At 45.3% G+C, this 17730-nt stretch carries 17 protein-coding genes and 1 other RNA gene; 12 read left to right on the top strand and 6 right to left on the bottom strand.

What is annotated here, in order from left to right:
• The first annotated feature begins 10 nt into the window (after window positions 1–10).
• The 7 genes from B9G69_RS09235 (at window position 11) to B9G69_RS09205 (ending at window position 6866) form a co-directional block, all read left to right on the top strand.
• Window positions 11–598 (top strand): manganese efflux pump MntP family protein, encoded by a 588-nt coding sequence (locus B9G69_RS09235; protein WP_088615827.1) that lies wholly within the window; start codon window positions 11–13, stop codon window positions 596–598.
• A 66-nt stretch (window positions 599–664) separates the two neighbouring features.
• The gene (locus B9G69_RS09230; protein ID WP_088615828.1) at window positions 665–1822 is read left to right on the top strand and encodes an AI-2E family transporter; all 1158 of its coding nucleotides are present in this window, start codon (window positions 665–667) and stop codon (window positions 1820–1822) included.
• Between the two features lie 85 nt (window positions 1823–1907).
• The gene (locus tag B9G69_RS09225) at window positions 1908–2741 is read left to right on the top strand and encodes a class I SAM-dependent methyltransferase (protein WP_265437701.1); all 834 of its coding nucleotides are present in this window, start codon (window positions 1908–1910) and stop codon (window positions 2739–2741) included.
• Between the two features lie 96 nt (window positions 2742–2837).
• Window positions 2838–3773, top strand: a complete 936-nt coding sequence (locus B9G69_RS09220; RefSeq protein WP_088615830.1) for a hypothetical protein — start codon at window positions 2838–2840, stop codon at window positions 3771–3773.
• A gap of 198 nt (window positions 3774–3971) precedes the next feature.
• The gene (locus tag B9G69_RS09215; RefSeq protein ID WP_088615831.1) at window positions 3972–4763 is read left to right on the top strand and encodes an alpha/beta fold hydrolase; all 792 of its coding nucleotides are present in this window, start codon (window positions 3972–3974) and stop codon (window positions 4761–4763) included.
• Window positions 4764–4843: 80 nt separating this feature from the next.
• Window positions 4844–5194 (top strand): GFA family protein, encoded by a 351-nt coding sequence (locus B9G69_RS09210; RefSeq protein WP_265437700.1) that lies wholly within the window; start codon window positions 4844–4846, stop codon window positions 5192–5194.
• 322 nt (window positions 5195–5516) lie between these two features.
• Window positions 5517–6866 carry an alpha/beta hydrolase fold domain-containing protein gene (locus B9G69_RS09205; protein WP_176400962.1) on the top strand — a complete coding sequence of 450 codons (1350 nt, stop codon included), beginning with the start codon at window positions 5517–5519 and terminating at the stop codon, window positions 6864–6866.
• A 61-nt stretch (window positions 6867–6927) separates the two neighbouring features.
• On the opposite strand, the gene B9G69_RS09200 is transcribed toward B9G69_RS09205, so the two are convergent.
• The gene (locus B9G69_RS09200; RefSeq protein WP_265437699.1) at window positions 6928–7539 is read right to left on the bottom strand and encodes an FMN-dependent NADH-azoreductase; all 612 of its coding nucleotides are present in this window, start codon (window positions 7537–7539) and stop codon (window positions 6928–6930) included.
• Between the two features lie 148 nt (window positions 7540–7687).
• On the opposite strand from B9G69_RS09200, the gene B9G69_RS09195 reads away from it, so the two are divergent.
• The 4 genes from B9G69_RS09195 (at window position 7688) to B9G69_RS09180 (ending at window position 11181) form a co-directional block, all read left to right on the top strand.
• Window positions 7688–8101, top strand: coding sequence for a winged helix-turn-helix transcriptional regulator (locus tag B9G69_RS09195; protein ID WP_088615835.1), 414 nt, complete (start codon window positions 7688–7690; stop codon window positions 8099–8101).
• A 371-nt stretch (window positions 8102–8472) separates the two neighbouring features.
• On the top strand, window positions 8473–9849 hold the full coding sequence (locus B9G69_RS09190; protein ID WP_088615836.1) for an alpha/beta hydrolase fold domain-containing protein: 1377 nt from the start codon (window positions 8473–8475) through the stop codon (window positions 9847–9849).
• Between the two features lie 373 nt (window positions 9850–10222).
• Window positions 10223–10699, top strand: coding sequence for a carboxymuconolactone decarboxylase family protein (locus tag B9G69_RS09185; RefSeq protein WP_088615837.1), 477 nt, complete (start codon window positions 10223–10225; stop codon window positions 10697–10699).
• A complete protein-coding gene (locus tag B9G69_RS09180) occupies window positions 10696–11181 on the top strand; it encodes an RrF2 family transcriptional regulator (RefSeq protein ID WP_088615838.1) in 486 nt (161 codons plus the stop codon). The genes B9G69_RS09185 and B9G69_RS09180 overlap by 4 nt, the downstream gene beginning before the upstream one ends.
• A gap of 231 nt (window positions 11182–11412) precedes the next feature.
• Here the strand turns inward: B9G69_RS09180 and ssrA are convergent.
• The 4 genes from ssrA to B9G69_RS09160 all read right to left on the bottom strand — a co-directional run bounded on the left by ssrA (window position 11413) and on the right by B9G69_RS09160 (window position 16132).
• Window positions 11413–11758, bottom strand: a transfer-messenger RNA (tmRNA) gene (gene ssrA / locus B9G69_RS09175).
• Window positions 11759–12198: 440 nt separating this feature from the next.
• On the bottom strand, window positions 12199–13413 hold the full coding sequence (locus tag B9G69_RS09170; RefSeq protein ID WP_088615839.1) for a TIGR02147 family protein: 1215 nt from the start codon (window positions 13411–13413) through the stop codon (window positions 12199–12201).
• Between the two features lie 153 nt (window positions 13414–13566).
• Complete coding sequence (locus B9G69_RS09165) at window positions 13567–14661, bottom strand: hypothetical protein (protein WP_088615840.1); 1095 nt, start codon at window positions 14659–14661, stop codon at window positions 13567–13569.
• 172 nt (window positions 14662–14833) lie between these two features.
• A complete protein-coding gene (locus B9G69_RS09160; protein WP_088615841.1) occupies window positions 14834–16132 on the bottom strand; it encodes a hypothetical protein in 1299 nt (432 codons plus the stop codon).
• Between the two features lie 203 nt (window positions 16133–16335).
• Here B9G69_RS09160 and B9G69_RS09155 point away from each other — a divergent pair, with 203 nt between their 5' ends.
• On the top strand, window positions 16336–16962 hold the full coding sequence (locus tag B9G69_RS09155) for a phosphatase PAP2 family protein (RefSeq protein ID WP_254916909.1): 627 nt from the start codon (window positions 16336–16338) through the stop codon (window positions 16960–16962).
• Here the strand turns inward: B9G69_RS09155 and B9G69_RS09150 are convergent.
• Window positions 16959–17717, bottom strand: coding sequence for a M48 family metallopeptidase (locus tag B9G69_RS09150; RefSeq protein ID WP_265437698.1), 759 nt, complete (start codon window positions 17715–17717; stop codon window positions 16959–16961). The two genes, B9G69_RS09155 and B9G69_RS09150, sit on opposite strands and share 4 nt — an antisense overlap.
• Between the last annotated feature and the right edge of the window lie 13 nt (window positions 17718–17730).

Below are 17730 nucleotides of genomic sequence, written 5' to 3'. Positions count from 1 at the left end.
GCGTGTCTTCATGACTCCATTATCAATTCTCATTATGTCGTTCAGTATGTCTGCGGATGCGTTTGCGGTTTCCATCAGCAAGGGCGTTAGCATGAAACACCCAAGCATCAAAGAAGCTTTGAAAGTGGGCCTGCTGTTCGGTGCTGTTGAAGCGATCACACCACTTTTAGGATGGCTTGCCGGTTCCACTGCAAGCAGCTTTATTGAATCTATCGATCACTGGGTTTGTTTTGTGATTCTTGCCATCGTCGGTGGAAAAATGATTTATGAAAGCCTTCAACAAGACGATGAAGAAGAATCCGATGAATCCGAAATCAAATCTTCATCCAAACTGGGTCGAATTGGCATTCTGATCCTTACAGCCGTCGGCACAAGCATCGATGCCGCAGCGGTTGGCGTATCGATGGCTTTCATGAATGTAAACATTTGGACGGCGGCGCTTTCTATTGGCGCGGCGACCACCATGATGGTGACGATCGGCATGATGGCCGGCCACTATCTTGGCGTCAAAGTCGGCAAATATGCTGAAGCCGGTGGCGGAGTTGCTTTGATTGCGATCGGTACCCATATGCTATTGGTTCATCTAGGATATTTGTAATTTACTCTACACATCACGTTTTTCGAAATTGCTTGTGAGTTTTTCAGTTACGGCCAAGAATTGGTCATGACTGAAAACAGCGCAACCAAATATCTAATTCTTCCAATCTGGATCCTAGCAATATTATCACTGGGTACTTTAGTTCATGCGGCACCCAGCGTTTTTCTGTGGATCATCTCTTCGGTCTTATTATTCGCGCTTTTAGATCCGATGTTTGATTGGCTAAAAAATCGCAAAGTGCATCCTTCTTTAGCTGCTATCTTGCTTATCTTAAGTTCGGTTATCGCTTTTGTTTTGCTTATATCCGTCTTGGGATATTTTTCAGCCGGGATTTTGGCAGAGCTGCAAGAGTCAAAACGCGCCTTGATTCAGTTTTACAACTCACTCAATGAAAACATTAAGCACCTTCTAGAAACTTTCAGCAGCATCACCAAAGACGTTTCGCCAAGTGCTCCAACGGTGGGACCTAAAGTTCAAAAGGTCGAAGTGATCGAAGGGTCTATTTTAGGTGGTGAGATGGGAACAACTCTGATCCACGGATTAGGCAGTGCTGTCACCGTCCTCACCTATACGGTTTTAGTTCCTATTTTGACTCTGTTTTTGATGCTGTCTCGTCCATCTTTCGCTCGCATCATTCCTATGGCGTTTACTGATCCTGCACGCGCTCAAAGAATGTGGCAGAAGTTGATCATAGCCAACCGAGCTTTTTTCTTGGGTAATTTGTTTTTGGCAGCACTTAGTTTTCCGCTGTTTACTCTTTTATTTTATATATTTTCAATCAAGTCACCGTTAACAATGGCGGCACTTTCCAGTGTATTTAACTTAGTTCCATTCTTAGGAGCTGCCTTGGCTGGATTGCTTCCGGTATTGGATACAGCTTCGCAAAATGGACCTCTCCCCACAATTCTGCTGCTTTTTGGATTGTGTATCCTGATCCACTTTATTATCGCGAACTTTATCACGCCACACATCTTAGGATCTAAGGTCGATCTTAATGCTGTCGTATCGACCCTTGCCATTATTGTTTGGGGAGAGCTTTGGGGACCTGTGGGCATCCTATTGGGCATTCCCATTACTGCTTCAATTAAAATCATCTTTGAAGAATCGGGTTTCCCTTGGCTTCACTGGCTGGCTGCCCTGATGAGCGAGCGTCCTGACGAGATTTTAAAGCTGGATGTTGGCAGAAAAACGGCCACTCCGAACCTGCCACCTGCTCAAAAATAGCTGGGAATTCTTGGCATTTTTGCAACGAGTGGGGGCCGGCCAAAGCCTTATGTACTTTCAGGGCAAAATCAGCTAGAAACGGGGCATGAAAAAGCCCCTAGAAGAAATGCGTGACGGTCAGTCGATCGAACTCCTTAAAGAGCTTCACATCCTGACTCGTGATGGAAAAATCAATCAAGACAGCCGCCGTAAGCTTAAGCAAGTTTATCACCTGTATAACTTCATCGAACCTTTGCTGAAAGACCTTCAAGCATCGGGTGACGATGTAAGCTTGGTTGATCACGGCGCTGGCAAATCTTATTTAGGGTTCATCATTTACGATCTTTTCTTCAAGAGCTTCTCTGGAAACGGGCATGTTTATGGAATCGAAACGCGTGATGAGTTGGTGAAGAAGTCCGTTGAACTTCAAGGTAAACTTGGCTTTCCGAATATGTCGTTCTTACCTTTGTTGGTGGTCGAGGCGACTGAATCCAAACTTCTTCCTGAAAAAATTGGTTTAGTGACAGCTCTGCATGCTTGCGATACCGCGACGGATGATGCGATTGATTTTGCTCTAAAGAAAAAAGCAAAGCACATTGTTTTGGTTCCTTGCTGCCAAGCCGAAATGGCAAAGGTTCTTCGTCAAAATAAAGCAAAGCAACTAGCAAGTCCTTTAACAGAAATCTGGCGCCACCCGATTCATACGCGTGAGTTTGGCAGCCACCTTACCAATGTTTTGCGCGCTTTACGTCTGGAAGCTCACGGTTACCAAGTAACTGTGACTGAACTTGTAGGTTTCGAACACTCCATGAAAAATGAACTAATTATTGCGACCAAAAAAGAAGGTCCACGCCAACGTGCGGCCGATCGCTTGAATTGGATTTTGGACGAACTAAACCTGAAAGAGATGAGTTCCCGCTTCTCAGTCGCTCCTCGCTAGTATTTCGAAATTTTCACGCCCGCGTCGGTTTATTGTTTTGACGGGTTAAGTACTTATTGAAATGATCTTCACATCTGTGCATTTCCGGGGGGATGAATGAAGACAGTACTTATCACGATTGCGACTTTGCTTTGTGCGCAGGCATTTGCCGACGACACGTCAACCTCAACACTTAAAGCGGTAAACCCAGGCCAATCTTCATCAGCGCCTGTTGCGGAAGCCAGCATTACGACACAGGCGCCATCTAAAGAAAATCCATGGCACCTGACTATCGGTTCAGAAAATTTTAACTACGAAGGCGATAATCGCGGCACAGAAGCTGGTGCGATTATCTCTTACAACTTTGTTGGGGCTCGCTATGCTCCGACAAAAGCTTGGGAGCTGGAACTGCGTCAACAGTTTCAATACACATCAAGCCGTGAGCATTTGGGAGCGCGCGATTCAAAACTTCATCGCGATTCTTCTGTGGCAATGGCCGAAACAATTTTGCGTGGAGCTTTAAGACCAAAGGGTTGGATGAATTCAAGCTTTGGCCTTGTTGATTTGAGATACTACGCGCCCACAGATGTTGTTGCTCAAGAAAACCATGAAATGGGACGCCTTCGTTTAGACAATTATTTTGAGTGGATGATCAATCCTAAGTTCACAATGGCAGGCTTGGTCTCGTCGCGTGTCCTATTCAACAGCGCTGGGAATCCAAATACAGCGGTTGGAGCAGATGCCGAATACTACCAGTTAAAAGCGGCTCCGATATTCATTTATACAATGAATGATAAGGTAAATCCTTACTATGCTTATACGATTTCTGAAAAATCCAGCCAAGCTCAACGAGGCAACTGGGAGCCAGATATGGGGAATCTTGGGTCCCACGAAATCGGTTTGAATTTGTATTACGGTGCTTTCTATATAAATCCTGCATTGATCAGCGACACGAATTTGGAAAATGGTGGCGGCTCCATGTTGAGCGCAGACTCAAGAGCTTTTTCATACGAAAACATCAGCTATAACTTAAACGTTTACGCGGTTTTCTAGCTCACCTCTTTTAAGAAATTTATCAAGATATTCTGACTTGCCTGCATTCGCTCGGGCAAGTCTTCAAAACTCCCCTTTCTTACCTCGATAATTAACAAACGACCAAAGAATTGGATTCTAACAATTCTGCAAATTATCTCGCCTTCTTTTAGATTTCATTGTGGACTTAAAGTATGAAAACTTAGCTTTGGAGTGATCATGACTTTGACTGAACGCAATCGTGTTAAAATCACTGGCAACGGAACAAAAACAATTATCTTTGCTCATGGTTTCGCTTGCGATCAATCCGTTTGGGATCGAGTTGCTCCAGCCTTTGAAAAAGATTTCCGAGTTATTCGTTTTGATCATATCGGGAACAAGAGCCAGGATGCTAAGTTTTACGACAATGCAAAATACTCTAGCTATCAAGGCTATGCTCAAGACCTTGTGCAAATCATTGATGAACTTAAACTTACAGATACGATATTCGTTGGTCACTCTGCCAGCAGCATGATTGGGATGCTTGCTTCTATCGAGCGTCCCAATGCTTTTTCTAAACTTGTTATGATCGGTCCATCCGCTTGTTATTTGAATGAGGGCGATTACAAGGGAGGGTTTGACCGTCCGGGAGTTGAAGGCATCCTGGCAGCAATGTCTAGTGATTATGCGAGTTGGGCTGCGCAGATGGCCCCGATGTTTATGGGAACGCCGAATCGTCCCGAACTTGGTGCCGAGTTAGTTCAAATGTTTCAGACGCAAGACGCGAAAATGACGCCGCAATTTGGGCGTACTGTTTTTATGTCGGATCATCGTGGAGATGTGAAGAAGTACACTAAGCCCACTTTGATTATCCAATGCACGAATGATCCCGTGTCTTCGTCGTGGGTTTGCGACTATTTAAAGCAGCAGTTTAAAGATAGCAAATTGGTCGTTTTAAACGTTGGCGGGCATTATCCTCAAATCAGTGCCCCGCAGGAAACCATTCGGGCTATTCGGGAATTTATTGCGTAAGTGTTAAAACTGCTAACATAACATTAGATACTCCTATCACTGGCGGCTGCCTTTGCGAGGCCTTAAGGTATGAATGCACCATGAAACCACTCATTGCATTCCATTGCCAATGCTTACATTGTCAGAAGTTTTCAACGACCGGACATGGTTCATATGTGTTGCTCGCAAAAGACAAAACTAAGATCATAGGAAGTTTTTCAAGCTGGAGCTATCGCGCCGATAGTGGCAACGTCACGACAAAAAACTTTTGCCCTCTTTGCGGAACACAAGTGTTTAGTTTAACGAGTGGTCATGAAAATAATTTTATAGTCAGCGCTTCCAGCTTGGATGACAAAGCTCTATTTCTGCCAAGCCTGGTTTTATTTTCCAAATATGCTTCCACGTCGGACCATATAGATAGCACCCTTCCGCGATTCTTAGGTGGTGCTTAGCCAGAAGCTGCTATTGTCGGGACCACTTACAAAAGCTTCCGAATATCTGAGGAAAAAGGTGGAGTCATCTCATCTTGGTGTGGCGAGAAGTTTAACGAATTATCGAACTTCAGACGAATTCGATAAATCGAATTGGAAACCGGTGCTTACCACGGGACCAACTCACGACTTGAACAAATGTTCGGCACGCTCTTTCATAAGTTCGATCTGAGCTGCAACCTACAGCTCTCATCCGTGGCCAGTTGTTTGCACTTTCTGAAAATGTCGAATAACGGAGGCGATCCGAAGTGAGACATTGCTAACAGATTTGATGGGGGTCGGTATGCGTTCGAAGCTTTTCCTAAAACTGAGCGTGTTGATGGGCGGATTGGTGACATCAATGGCAGCACAGGCCTACGTCGCCGAGAAAGACGTCGAATACGATTACATCAATGGAACAAGCCTTAAGATGGACGTCTATCGTCCGTCTAACCCCGGCACCGCTCTGCGCCCGGCGCTGATCTTCATTCACGGCGGTTGCTATAATAGCGGCAGCAAATCCCAGATCAACAATGATGTGAAGGAACTCGCTGATGATGGGTTCACTGTTTTCAGTCTCGACTACAGATTGGCACAAGTTGCTTTATACCCCGCGGGGCTCACCGACGTGAAACAGGCATTGCGCTTTATTCGCAAGAATTCTTCACGCTTTCAAATCGATCCGAATAAGATCGTCACTCACGGCGAATCGGCCGGCGGCCACCTTGCTTCAATGCTGGGACTTCAAGCGGCAGAGGATCGTAAAGGTGCCGTCGACAAATACTCGAACCGAGTCCAACTTGTAGTGGACTGGTTTGGTCGCGCCGACTTCACCCTCACACAATCTACTGGAACCGATTGCGCTCAAGGTTGGATCGGCCAGCCGCGCAACTCAAAAACTTTGTCGATTTATAAAAACGCGTCGTTAATGACTCACGTCGACTCGAAGTCGGCTGCGTTTTTCATCATTCATGGTACACATGACCCTCAGGTCAATCCCATTCACTCGACAAGCCTTATAAACACTCTTTGGAGTAAAGGTCGCGAGGCTGATCTCGTGCTTTACGAAGGGCAAGGTCACGGCTTCGGGTCCCGAGGTATTCCGTGGAATCTTTCACGCACTCGAATCCTTAAACAATTCGGAATTACGAATCGCAGAGCAGTCACGAAAGCTGCGGGCGCACCGTCGTACTTCGTCAATGCTGGCCAACCGGATCTACCTAATACGTCTTACTTCACGCCCGACAAAAACTTTGTTGGTGGAACGATGTTTGACTACGGAAACGTGAAGACAGAGGGCACAGAGACGCCAGCTCTTTACAGCGACTCGCGCTACGGTGGGAAATTCAGCTACAAATTACCGGTGGTCAATGGCGTCTATCGCATCAGTCTGTACTTTGCAGAAAACTCACCTGCGGTGACTGCGAAGGGAATGAGACAGTTTGATGTTTCGATGAGCTTCCCGAACGGTACGTCCACCGTTTCGGTGCCGGTACTTCCAAACTTTGATGCTTACGCGATTGCGGGACCAAACACAGCGATCCGTCGCTACGTGCACGTGATCAGCAAAACTCCGAATCTCAATATCGACTTCCAGGGAAAAATTGGAAACGCCTTTATTAGTGCGTTCTCGGTTACTCAAACTGGCTACTAACCATCAAATAAAAAATAGCGGAACTGATGAGGTTCCGCTATTTTTTATCATTCATAATTGATCAAATTTTAAAATCTGTCGAATTCAATGCGTTCTTAATTGCCGTGTCCTCTTGAAATCCTGCAATGCCAGCGCCTTCCACACGCACCACAGTCACATCTGTCATTCCTAAAAATCCCAGAACCGAAATAAGATACGGTAAAACAAAATCCATGGGTTTAGCGGGGCCTTCTGAATAAACTCCCCCAGAGGCTAATGCTAAATAGACTTTTTTACCTTTCACCAGACCTTCTGGGCCTTGTGGAGTGTATTGAAAAGTAATTTTAGCTCGTGATACTTGATCAAACCAGCTCTTTAAGACTGACGAAACCGTAAAGCTATACATTCCTGTCGCGATCACTATGATATCGGCTTTCATAAGTTCTTGAATGGCCTCGTTGGAATATCTAATTAATTCTTTGTCGGTTGCGGAATGATTTTCAGCAGGAGTAAAAAAGGGAGCAATTTGTTCGGGCTGCAACAAATGCGGCGCGGGAGTATTGGCTAAATCACGATGTATCACGGTCAATTTCGGATCTTGTTTTATAAGTTGATCGACGATGCCACGGCCAATTTTACTGCTGATCGAGGCCGAACCACGGGGGCTTGATTGAATAAAAAGAATGTTCTGCATAATGTCTCACTTTCAGTCGGTTGATGAAATGTCGTTGAAGATACGAAATCCATTGTTAGTATGAAATCTGTACTGATAATGATAATGCTGTAGAAATTAAAAAAGAAGATGGCAGAATATTCTGCTTTAGTAAGGTGGAGCGTACTTTATGAAATCATTAAGAAAAACGGAAAAGCTTCCCGAGTTTGAGTCCTGTAAAAGTGAGCGCGCCGAAGCGACTCGAGATTTTATCAGCCGCATCGCTGACAAGTGGACAATTTTAATCGTAGTAGTACTTTCGCGACAGCCAGAGAATCGTGCGCGGTTTTCCGATCTTAAACGTGGCATCGAAGGAATTTCCCAAACGATGTTAACCTCAACACTAAGAAGTCTTGAGCGCGACGGTATCGTTCATCGTGAAGTCTTTCCCGAAATCCCGCCTCGAGTCGAATACGAACTTACTAAGCTGGGATTAAGCCTTTTAGAACCCATGCAGCAACTCACTGCCTGGGCTTTAAAAAACTGGAGCACAGTGAAAAATTCGCGCGAAAAATTTGATGCAAATCAAAAATCACGCAAATAATTCCAATATAGTGACTGACTCCTAAACTACCCTCAAAAAATAAGTTATCCTCTATTCAGATACTGTCCGTCTATTTGCAAAAGCCTCCGAATATCTGCGGAAAAACGTGGAGTCATTGTCAGCGTGGCGACAAGTTCAACGAACTAGCGCATTGTAGACGAATTTCCATAATTCGAATTCGAAACCGATGCTTACCCCCACGCCTAACTCCCAACTTGAACAAATGTTCTGCACTCCCCTAGATAAGATCGCTCTCAGCTGAAATCTGCGACCAGTATTCCTGGCGAGTTGTTTGCAATGTCTAACTAAGTCGAGTGACTGAGATTCGTTTCGAATTGAGACGTCGCCCAACAGATTGTACGGGGGTCAGTATGATGAAGAAGTCGTTCCAGTTGAAGTTGCGTTCGCAGCTTCTCCTTCCACTGAGCGTAATGATGGGCGGTCTGTTTACGTCAATGGCAGCGCACGCCTATGTCGCCGAGACAGATGTCGAATATGACTATATTAATGGAACAAGCCTTAAAATGGATGTCTATCGTCCCTCTAATCCCGGAACCGCTCTGCGCCCGGCGCTGCTTTTCTTTCACGGTGGTTGCTACAATAGCGGCAGCAAAGCCAGCATCAACGGCGTTGTGAAGGGCCTTGCTGATGAAGGGTTCACAGTTTTCAGTATCGGCTATCGATTGACGCCAGTTGCGAAGTACCCAGCGGGAGTCACCGACGTTAAACAGGCGTTGCGATTCATTCGAAAAAATTCGGCGCGCTTTCAGGTTGATCCAAACAAGATCGTCACTCACGGCGAGTCTGCGGGATCCTACCTGGCTGGAATCTTGGGTGTTGAACCGGCTGAGGATAGAAAAGGCAATGTCGATAAATACTCGGGCCGAGTTCAACTCGTAGTGGATTGGTTTGGTCGCACGGATTTCACCCTAACCCAAACTACTGGAACTGATTGTGCTGTGGACTGGATCGGTCAGCCGCGCAACGATAAAACTATGTCGATTTTTAAAGACGCGTCGTTAAAGACTCACGTCGATCAGAATTCGGCAGCCTTCTATATTATTCACGGCACACACGACACGCAGGTCGATCCGATTCACTCGACGAGCCTTGCAAACACTCTTTGGAACAGAAAGGTTGATGCCGAACTTGTGCTTTACGAAGGACAAGGCCACGGTTTCTCTAGAACTATTCCATGGGCTCTTTCACGTGCTCGCATCCTTAAACAATTCGGAATCCCTGATCGCCTAGCCATTAAGAAAGTCGCGGGCGCGCCAAATTATGCGATCAATTCCGGCCAAATGGATAAAACCAATACGTCTAACTTCACGCCCGACAAATATTTCGTGGGTGGGGCTGCGTATGACTACGGAAACGTAAGCACAGAAGGTACCTCGCTACAGGCGCTCTATACCGACTCACGCTACGGCTGGAATTTTAGCTATAAAGTACCAGTGGTAAGCGCCACAGTTTACCGCGTCGGTCTGTTCTTTGCGGAAAACTCAACGGCCTTCAGCGCTAAGGGTGACCGTGTATTTGATGTTTCTATGAACTTCCCGAATGGTTCGTCCACCATCTCGGTGCCAGTACTTCCAAAATTCGATCCGATTGCGCTTGGAGGAAAAAACACGGTGCTACGTCGCTACGTGCACGTCATCCCTAAAACTACGAACCTCAACATCGGCTTCCAGGGAAGAGTTAACAATGCTTTCATCAACGCGTTCTCGGTTGATCAGACTGGGTACTAACTATCAAACATAAGATCGCGGAGACGGTGCGGGATTGGGGCTCTGACCATCTTGATATCTTTCCGAACACCCGTCGCGTGCTAACTTGAAAGTTAAAAATTTTAGCGACACCAGCATTTAAAACTGAAAGACCACCTTTATGGGTGGTCTTTTAGTTTAAATTGGAGTTTCCTTAGTCGAACCCCAGCCTGTTGCAAAGATCGCCCTTTAGATATCTGCCGTCTCTTTCTGATATAATAAAAATCATATATTTCAAATATTTAAACGCCTTCAACGCGCTATAAAACTGGCACCTTGATTAAAATTCTATCTCGGACAATAATTATCCGAGATAGATCGCAGTATTCATGATCTCGAAATAAAGGAGTTATCTATGCAACGTCTCGATTACTTTTCGCTCGCGATGCCCGCTTTTCACCACCTACTTGCCGTAGATCAGTACTGCAAGAAAAGCTCAGTCGACCCCACTATCCTGCGTCTTGTTCAGATCTACGCGTCACAAATTAACGGCTGCGCGTTTTGCGTCGACATCCATTGCAAGGAGGCTAAAATCGCAGGAGAACGCGAATTGAGAATCTACCATGTACCCATATGGGAAGAGTCGCCGCTGTTTTCTGAAAAAGAAAAAGCTGCATTTGAATGGACCAAAGCAGTCACGCTCATCAATCAGGGGCCAGTCCCCGAAGAACTGTTCCAAAAAATGAAGCAGCACTTCAGCGAACAAGAGATCGTTGATCTGAATATGCAGATCGCTTTCATCAACTTGTTCAATCGATTCGCAGCCACATTTAAATCTGTTCCCGGCGCAAGAGATCAGGCACTGGGATTAGGAAAGGCGAATCTTTCATGATTTTAGGCAATCAAGTTGAGTGGGCACTACACTGCGTAATGATTTTGGCGAGCGCACCAAAAGGGAAGCTTCTCAACTCGAAAGCCCTTGCTGATTTTCATGGCGTACCTAAAGAATATCTTTCAAAATGCTTACAAATGCTGTCTCAGGCCGGTCTCGTAAAGACGACGACCGGGCCGTATGGTGGATACAGCCTCGCAAAAGCTCCGGCCGAAATTTCTTTTCTGGATGTCGTAGAAGCGGTTGAAGGAAAAACGAAAACTTTCAAGTGCAATGAAATACGTAGAAACAATCCGTGCCTTGCTAAGTCTGATCGGAAGTTCACTAAGCTCTGTGATATCGCTAAGGTCATGCACGAAGCTGACGAAGCCTGGAGAAGGTCACTTCGCGAAAGAAAACTGTCCGACATTACTAACTACCTCGCAGATGGTGTAAGCAAAGAAACAATTAGCAATTTTACAGAATGGCTTGAAGAGAACTAGGCTTCATATCTGCACTATTAGATATGCCAAGAAATTTTAATTCATGAAGGCGGCGGGAATGGGCTCGGGCCGTCGTGGCCCTCGGGGCTGCGCCCTGACTTCGTCACCTCAAAAATACCTTCCTGGTATTTTTGCGAACCCCGTCGCTTGCGCACCTGAGAGTTGAAATTTCCACGACGGCAGCGTTTAAAACTAAAAAACCACCCATAAGGGTGGTCTTTTAGTTTTAAATGGTGGAGGCGGCGGGAATTGAACCCGCGTCCGCAAGTGATCCGCGATAAGGCGCTACATACTTAGTCAGTGTTTTAGATTGGTCCTCGGGCTTCCACAGACAAAATCCCTAAGACCTCTCCCCCAGTAAATTTAAGAGTGTCTGCTGGAGAAAACCCAACACTCCGAGGTCCCTAAATGACGATCAATCCAAGTGCGGAACCACCACAAGGTTGATCGTGCAGATTAATTAAGCTGCAAGTGCGTAATCGTTGCCAATTACAAAATGGACGTTTTTATCGAGGTCCTCATCCGCCCCGGTATGCTCCTTATGTTTCAGCACCCACGTCGAAGCCAGTACGCCCCCCGTTTGTGAAAACATGACTCGTTCATTGTAACACAGATTTCCGAATTCAAAGTTGATGAATTTCGATGACCCAAAGTTCCTCAAAACGATCGGACATCTTGTTGTTTTGAATAATTAAAAACAACAGGCAATTCACCACGTCATTGCATGTGTTTTCAGCATTTTATGTTACATGGTATTAACACTATGCTAACGTAAGCATGACAAATCTCCTGGTAAAAGGTCCAGATATCCACCATTTATAGGGCTATTCCACAGACTTATCCACAGACATGCTGAAATTTTAGTGAATTTAAGGTTAGAAATTTAAGATTCTTAAATTTTCGTGAAATCGATTCGGATTTTAAAAGTTGCCTGGAAACATGGCAAATGACACCCAAAATTGGACGTAAAAAAGGGGCTTTTCGCCCCTTTTTCAAACTCGATTTTTGAATCAAAATTTAGCGGAAAAGTTCTGCCGCTGATGCCGCTGCCGACGCCAAAGAACTAACATTCGTAGGTGCTTTGTTCGCGTCAGACTTAGAAGCCGGAGCCGTCGGAGCAACTTGCGGTTGTGCCTTCGAAGTCACTGGAGCCATTGCAACCGGCTGAGCCACCGCGACCTCTGCCGCTTGAGCAAGAACTGCTTCGGCTTTAGCTACCGCCTCTGCTGAAGGAGCTGCCGCTTCTATAATAGATTCAGCGATGTTCATCTCAAGACCACTTGTTACGACATGGGAGTGTTGGTGAGATGCTTCCACACCCGCCACTGCATTCGTCACAGGGAAAAGTTGGATGTTCAGTTGGTACACTCTTTCGCCTTTTGATTTCATACGAGCGATAGAGTTGTCTTTGTTCAAACCTTTTCTCATCTGACGAAGTTTGAATTTGATCTCTTCAAATTCTGCTTTCGTCAAAGACATCGTAAGCGTACCGAATTCGCGCTCTGTCGGTTGATCTTGGTAAATAGACTCAAGACCCAAGTACATCAATTGAGATTGAAGCTTACGAACCAACGCCACCGGAATGTCTTCAGGAGATTCAGTCAATGAGCGAGCTTTTTTGATTTCGCCCGTTTTTTCATCGCGACGAAGATCACCCGAGGCAATCAACGTCTGCAATGAGTTTTCGATTTCATCTTCAGAAGCTTTACCGCGCAGTAGGGCTTTCAAAGAAGCTGTATCAAAAGATACTCCCTCTTGATCCACCATCGCATAAACGATCCATGCAACCCAGTTCGGAACTTTTTCGAAGGATTTACGATCGATCTCGCCCGTTTTAAGTTTCACACCTACACGGTGCTCTGACATTTTTTTAAGGAAGATATTACGATCTGCAGGATCAGTTGCTTGAGTGAAGTTCACAAGCAAACGGAATTCTTCAGTTTGTTCTTTATTAAAGCCTAAGGCCTTACCAAACTTACCGATCATGTCCTCAGAAAGATTTCGCTTTCCTTCGATGATCATTTTCAAATAGTTTGGCGATTTGATATTCGCTGCCGCAGAAAAAACTGCGTAGTTATATTGGCGCAAAGATCCTTTCGAAGCTTTGCGTTTGTACTGATAATAGTCCGCTAGGTATTCGCGGTAGCTCATGTAATCAGACAAAACTGGCGGAACCAGCGAAGTGTTTGAAATTTCTTTGCCTTTGCCGAACTCAGGTTGATTGTGTTGCATAGAAATCGCTCCTTAGTGCCTAAATAGTTGAACGCAGTTGGAGCTTCAAAACAACGGAATTCAGCCGATCTTGCTGCATGTTTTCGCGCGGCACAAAAAAGGGGCTATCCTTTTGTGGATAACCCCCTGATACAGAACAAATTTATTGATTAATTAACGTGGCCGCGGCGGTCTTGGCGGAGGAATTGGTTGACCGTGTTGTCCGTCATCACATTTTTCCAGCCACAACGTCACATTACGAATATCAAGTTGGCCTTGGCTAAAGAATTCAAATCTTTCAGCACCCTGCCCAATCACAACGTTTTGTGGATTGATTGTGTATGTCTGATTCCAAGGACCCACTTGCACACGTTGAGTTGTGAACACTCCGTTGATAGCAAAATCAAGGAAGGACACGTTTACCAACGAAGCTGCTTCAAATTGCACCGCCACTAAGCGATAACCACGATATTGTTGCCAGTTAAAGTAGGGAGCTAAATCCAAACGATCATTACCCATCATGCGACGAGCGATACCCAAATTAACAGGGAAACCTTGTCCGGGTTGTTCAACTCCACCGCCGCCGTTACCTTGGCAACGAATATTCATCGTGATGGATTGAATGTCAGACATGCCGCGAACTTCAACTTCCATCAAGCGAACTGCAGAACCAATCACAGCTTGATATCTTGGAACAAAGTTGACGAAACGTTGTGGAGAGTTCACCCACTGATCAACTTGACCATTGATGATCAAACCGATTTGCGTGCGGATATCAGAACCCATCACGTTCACACCAACAGATTCAACAACGCAATCTTGGTAACGTTGATCGACACCTGTCAAAGCAAACAAATTGAAACGCTCATTGATCACGCGACGTTGAACATAGATAACTTTTTGTTCTGTTCCATAGCCACCGTTGTTGCCATTGCCTGGATAAGGTTGACCTGGCGGATTACCTGGATAACCCGGTCCCACAGGAGTTGTCGCCGGTGGTTTACCTGGATGCGGGCGCGGCGCTGGTTTCGGATTTGGGCGCGGGTTTGGACGAGGCGCTGGCTGTTGTTGCGGAGGTTGATGCGGTTGCTGAGGGCGATCCGGTTGCCCTGGAATCGGAAGATCTTCATCTGGAAGAGGAAGTGGACGGTCACTACCACCGCTTGAGCGTGGACCTTGATGTTGTCTTTGTTGCGCTTCAACGACTTGTGGACCAACCATCATCGTCAATGAAACTGCCAAGAATAAAACGTGCTGTTGTAGAGCCATTTAGTCCCCCTTTTGGACAATTAGAATCTGCGAGGGACTGATAAAGCAAGCGATATACCAAAATAATTGGTGTCACTAAGAGACTGGAAGCAGAATGGCAAAAAAAAAGGGCCACAGCTTGGAGTCTGTGGCCCTGGCAAATAAAGGGTGAACCTATATTTGTATTTTGGGTTTATTCAACAGATGGCAAATCGTCGCCACCATCGCCATAGCCGCCGCCATCATCGTCTCCACCAATTGTACCAACAGTTGGAGGAGGCGTTTGTTCTTGGCTGTCATTCAAATCGATAACCGGTTTTGAACGTCTCATGAAAACAATCGCAAATACGTCTTGTTTGTGACGAGCTAATTTTCTCATTTTAAACACGATACGCAATTGACCCAAACCGTTGTTCGCAGTCAGACGCGCTTCACCGATCATGTTTTGCAAACCTAATTTACCACCGTTGCTGATGCCGTCATCATCCTGAGTAGGATCTTTCTTTAAAGGTTTCAATACGATGTTCGTTGTATTGCCGGATTCTGGAGAAACAAGTGGACCAGAGTAAGCAAGCAGTTCATTCGTGTAAGTTCTAAGAACAACAGAGAAACCAGCGCGACCGTTAGCAACTTCCCATGAATGCATATAAGAAGTCTTAACGCGGTTATCACCTTGTTTATACTTATATGTATTCAAAGCTAACTCTTCCATCACATCATATTCTGGATTTCCAGAACCGTGCTCTGGAAGAACGAAATGAAGATCAGCAACGGATTGACGGAAAACGATATCAATGTGGCTTGCAGAACCAGAGAATCCAAGATCAACTTTTACCAAAGTCGTTTGGCAGCCGCCGTCCAAATCCAAACATTGAAGAGTACCATTGATTGGCATTGAACCCGTCGTGTTCGTACCGTTCCCACCGCGAGCTGCGCGCAGTCTTACGATTTGATTTTCGTTATCCATCGAAGAATCGCCAACCAAGTTATAAATTCTTGGGAAGCCGTTTTCTTGAACACTTAAAGTAATGACGGATTGGCCAGAGATACTGTCGAATTTAAGTTTTGCATCTGTTACTGACGCTGAAAGACCGAATTGGTCACGTTTCAACCCACGCAATACATCCAACGTGTCATCAGATGCAGACGAAGTATAAAGAAGACCTTCGTTAGAACGAGCACCTGTTAAGCGCTTACCATATTTCGAGCTTTCGATATTTGCCGGATTGTTGTCAACATAAGGACCGTTGGCAACGCCGCCACCTTTTTTACCGATGATGACACCGTTTTTGATTTCATAGTCAGATGAAGATGGGGAAGACGGATTCACATTTGTGCCTTCAGCCGGGTTTGGTGTATCACTCATCACCTCACCAGTAGCTGCTGGCTCTTGCGGTTGTCCTTGAGGACCCGCTGTTTTGTCTTTGCTGCACGCAGTAAGACCTAGTGTTGCGATCAAAGCCGCAGTAATCAAAGAATGTCTTTGCAACATTGAAAACCTCCAAGTTTTTTCAGTCACGAGTTTTGATAGCACCAGCAATAGCAAGGCTCAGGCCAAGTTTTGTCACTGCTCATCAAGCTTGTATTGGAATACAGAGGTACCCTATGATGGGTTTGAGAAGGAATTACATGCCTGTTTATAAAATAAGCTCCCTTTTAGATGATTCGAGGCAATTTCGACACCACCTGCTGACGGTGTCTGGAATCTGCCTTTTGGTTGCGGCTGTGGTTGCTTATTTCTTTGATCAAAATGTGTCGATGTACTTTTCCCACGAGGGTGGTACTGCGGAAATGCTTCGTATTATTGGACGTGAAGTAACGAATATTGGGCTTTCACAGCATTACTTTATTCTGTCCGTGGGCACTTGGTTTGTATGTGCTTACATCACTCCCCGTATCCATTCGTTAAAAAAATATGCGAAGGGATTAGATTACCTTCGCCGCTGGGGACTCAACTTTTTAGTGGCATTACTGGTGTCTGGGGCGATCACTCACACCATCAAATTTTTAGTGGGTCGTCAGCGTCCCCACAAATCTCCCGTTTGTGATCCCTTTACCTTCGATCCCTTTACTCATCATTGGCACTGGCATTCATTTTCATCAGGGCATTCGCAAGTGATGGCGGTGGTCGCTTTTATGTTCACGATCGCAATGCCACGCTTTGCCTGGTTCTGGATTTTAATCGCAATCACAGCTTGCGGTACACGAGTAGCCATTCAAGATCATTTCACGAGTGACGTGATCTTTGGGGCGTGTGTCGGTTACTGCGGCACTTTGATCGCTTTAAAATGGATGAGAAAAAGCAAGAACGCTTTGGTCTAATTTCGCTCTGATAAAAAATCCGTCGTGTTTTGTGAAGACTTTAATGTCTTCACAATCCTTGCATAATCCGGAACATATTGCTCAACCACTCCCCAAAACTTGGCGGAGTGATCCATGTGTCGCAAATGCGATAGCTCATGAATGATCACGTAATCTATGATCTCTTCACTGAATACAATCAGGCGCCAATTTAAATTGATCACCTTTCTGGAAGAGCAACTGCCCCAGCGGGTTTTCTGTTCCCGAAACTTTAACTGTGAAGGGTACAGCTTCATTACTTCAGCCCAATGCTGCACTTTTTGAGATATAAATTTAATCGCCTCACGCTTGTAAAACAGTCTGAATTCCGCCAAAGCTTTTGGATGATGTTCAAGAGACGTGTTTGCATCCCATTGCGCTTTAGGAATATGCAAAAAGATATTGTCATCACTGAGTGATACAAAAGATTTTATTCCCAGAGTAATTACCACTTTCAATTCGCGGTCTTTACCTAGAAACGGAAACTTTTCACCGGCTTGAATGGTTTTTTTAGGATAAAGCTCGGCCATGGCGTCGAACTTGATAAAGTTCTTTTCAATCCATTCACGCTTGGTGGTCAAAAAATCTAAAACCGTTTTTTGTGAAGTGACCTTGTTAGCCACCACTTTAATGGGACGATTGGGATAGAGGTAAATCGACAAAGACCTGCGAAATGGCTTTCGGTGTAACTCCACCGCCCAATTTGCAAAATCAAATAACTCGACCGATCCACTCATAGTGGAAGAAGAA

The organism is Bdellovibrio sp. SKB1291214 (assembly GCF_002209355.2).
Taxonomy (GTDB): domain Bacteria; phylum Bdellovibrionota; class Bdellovibrionia; order Bdellovibrionales; family Bdellovibrionaceae; genus Bdellovibrio.
This window is presented reverse-complemented; position numbering and strand designations above follow the sequence as displayed.

What these genes read in the sequence shown, in the direction of transcription:
- B9G69_RS09190 (WP_088615836.1), top strand. Translation starts at nt 8,473, where the DNA reads ATGATGAAGAAGTCGTTCCAGTTGAAGTTGCGTTCGCAGCTTCTCCTT.
- B9G69_RS09200 (WP_265437699.1), bottom strand. Translation starts at nt 7,539, where the DNA reads ATGCAGAACATTCTTTTTATTCAATCAAGCCCCCGTGGTTCGGCCTCG.
- B9G69_RS09150 (WP_265437698.1), bottom strand. Translation starts at nt 17,717, where the DNA reads ATGAGTGGATCGGTCGAGTTATTTGATTTTGCAAATTGGGCGGTGGAG.
- B9G69_RS09215 (WP_088615831.1), top strand. Translation starts at nt 3,972, where the DNA reads ATGACTTTGACTGAACGCAATCGTGTTAAAATCACTGGCAACGGAACA.
- B9G69_RS09185 (WP_088615837.1), top strand. Translation starts at nt 10,223, where the DNA reads ATGCAACGTCTCGATTACTTTTCGCTCGCGATGCCCGCTTTTCACCAC.
- B9G69_RS09180 (WP_088615838.1), top strand. Translation starts at nt 10,696, where the DNA reads ATGATTTTAGGCAATCAAGTTGAGTGGGCACTACACTGCGTAATGATT.
- B9G69_RS09170 (WP_088615839.1), bottom strand. Translation starts at nt 13,413, where the DNA reads ATGCAACACAATCAACCTGAGTTCGGCAAAGGCAAAGAAATTTCAAAC.
- B9G69_RS09160 (WP_088615841.1), bottom strand. Translation starts at nt 16,132, where the DNA reads ATGTTGCAAAGACATTCTTTGATTACTGCGGCTTTGATCGCAACACTA.
- B9G69_RS09220 (WP_088615830.1), top strand. Translation starts at nt 2,838, where the DNA reads ATGAAGACAGTACTTATCACGATTGCGACTTTGCTTTGTGCGCAGGCA.
- B9G69_RS09225 (WP_265437701.1), top strand. Translation starts at nt 1,908, where the DNA reads ATGAAAAAGCCCCTAGAAGAAATGCGTGACGGTCAGTCGATCGAACTC.
- B9G69_RS09165 (WP_088615840.1), bottom strand. Translation starts at nt 14,661, where the DNA reads ATGGCTCTACAACAGCACGTTTTATTCTTGGCAGTTTCATTGACGATG.
- B9G69_RS09230 (WP_088615828.1), top strand. Translation starts at nt 665, where the DNA reads ATGACTGAAAACAGCGCAACCAAATATCTAATTCTTCCAATCTGGATC.
- B9G69_RS09205 (WP_176400962.1), top strand. Translation starts at nt 5,517, where the DNA reads ATGCGTTCGAAGCTTTTCCTAAAACTGAGCGTGTTGATGGGCGGATTG.
- B9G69_RS09195 (WP_088615835.1), top strand. Translation starts at nt 7,688, where the DNA reads ATGAAATCATTAAGAAAAACGGAAAAGCTTCCCGAGTTTGAGTCCTGT.
- B9G69_RS09210 (WP_265437700.1), top strand. Translation starts at nt 4,844, where the DNA reads ATGAAACCACTCATTGCATTCCATTGCCAATGCTTACATTGTCAGAAG.
- B9G69_RS09235 (WP_088615827.1), top strand. Translation starts at nt 11, where the DNA reads ATGACTCCATTATCAATTCTCATTATGTCGTTCAGTATGTCTGCGGAT.